Source organism: Cobetia sp. (assembly GCF_983723665.1).
Window position 1 is genome coordinate 1 of record NZ_CFDJES010000051.1, and the last position, 1,583, is coordinate 1,583.

A 1,583-nucleotide genomic window follows, 5' to 3' on the forward strand; every position below is an offset into this window, starting at 1 on the left:
TCGTCAAGGTCGCCGTCAGTGGATAGGGCGCGCCCTGCATGGAATCGAAGCAGGCACCCGGCGCGACCACCAGCTGCAATGGCTCGCCCTGCTTGCCGTCAGCCGGGAGTTGCGCCTTGAGCACACGGCTATCATTTGCCTCACGGGCGACCCGATAAGGCAGCTTCACCACCTGGACACCTGACGAGCGAGCACCAGCCTCCGTTTCTGCAGAGCGCTCGGATGCCTGCGCCTCGTGCGGCGAGTCGAGCAAGCCCTGCATGGCCGTCAGCGTCAGCAGGTTGTGCTCGCTGTCGAGACTGACCTGCCAGCCGGGCTCATTGCCCTGCGCCACCAACAGCGGCTTCTGCGTCGTCGGATGAATCACGCGCCGATCATCCTGCACACATTCCAGATTGCCACGGGCATTCTGCAGCATCGCCTCGGAACCCTTGAACCACACCTCCAGTCCCTCTTCACCGGGCAACGCCTTCACATCACCAGACGCCTGCTCGGCCGACGATACACCGGCATTGGCCTGATAGCGCTCGCCCGAGGCACTGACGACCCGCTCCAGGGTATAGGCATGCCGACGCGACCACAGCCGCAACCAGTCATGCGACGCCTCGGCGTCGCCTTCACTGAAGGCCATCAGCAGATCCTGCGCCGGAGTACAGCGCCACACCTGATACTCACTCGCCCGGGGCGGTGGCAGAAAGCTGGAGGGCAAGGTCACCGCAGCGGCCTTGCCCAGCGATTCCGCACTGGGCGGCGCAGGTTTCTTCGCCACCTCATGCACCACGGGGCCCGGGTCATGTGCGGGAGCCGGCACCTTGAGCGGCGGTTGGCCAGCATCCATCCCTGACGCGGCATCCTGACTCCACGGCAGGGAGGTACATCCGGCCAGCAGCAGGGGCACCGCCAGAGGCGACAGGCGCAAGCCCGCTCGACCGGCAGCGATCATCCCTGGCGTGAGACTCGCGGCCCACCTATGGGGCAACGCACGGGAAATGGCAAAAAGACGACAGCAATGACGTGACATGATGAACCCTCCCTGGGCATGTCGGACGACAAGATGCAGCGCAGGACTCTGATGATGAGACACTGCGGCATGGCTGGACTTCAAGGCGGAGACGGCGGCCTTCCTGGCGCACCCTGCCAAAGTCTATCAAGCGCAGTGAGGCTTGTGGGGATGGGAGTGCACTGAGGGTACAAGGCGCGTGCCCTGCCGGCCTTGCATGACACCCTCCTGGCGCCTGACTCCGTCACCCTTCGTGTTCCGGCGCCCCGAGTGATACGCGAATTGCCATGAATATGAGACAGTGTCATGAGCGCCCTCGGGCAGCCGCGCGTCACGATGGTGGCCTGGCGGGAAGAAAATCCCGCTGCCACTCTCCCACTGATCCAGTCTCGCGGGAGTGATTGACCCGCTCGCGGCTTGCGCCAGGACTTTCAACTTATCGTTCTCGACTTAACGTTCTCGGCTTAACGTTCTCGGCTTGCCTGTCTCAACTGGCCTGTCTCAACTTGCCGTTCACAACGCATATTTCTCAACCTCTCAACATGAGCACCATTCATCATGCTTGAATTGCGCCATCTGCGTA

The 1,583-nt window shown here is 63.0% G+C and carries 1 protein-coding gene; it reads right to left on the bottom strand.

Features of this window, described 5'->3' with window-relative positions:
* Positions 1–838, bottom strand: an 838-nt coding sequence (locus tag AC4FAH_RS07105; protein ID WP_490245815.1) for an MliC family protein, incomplete at its 3' end; no start/stop codon positions are given.
* Between the last annotated feature and the right edge of the window lie 745 nt (positions 839–1,583).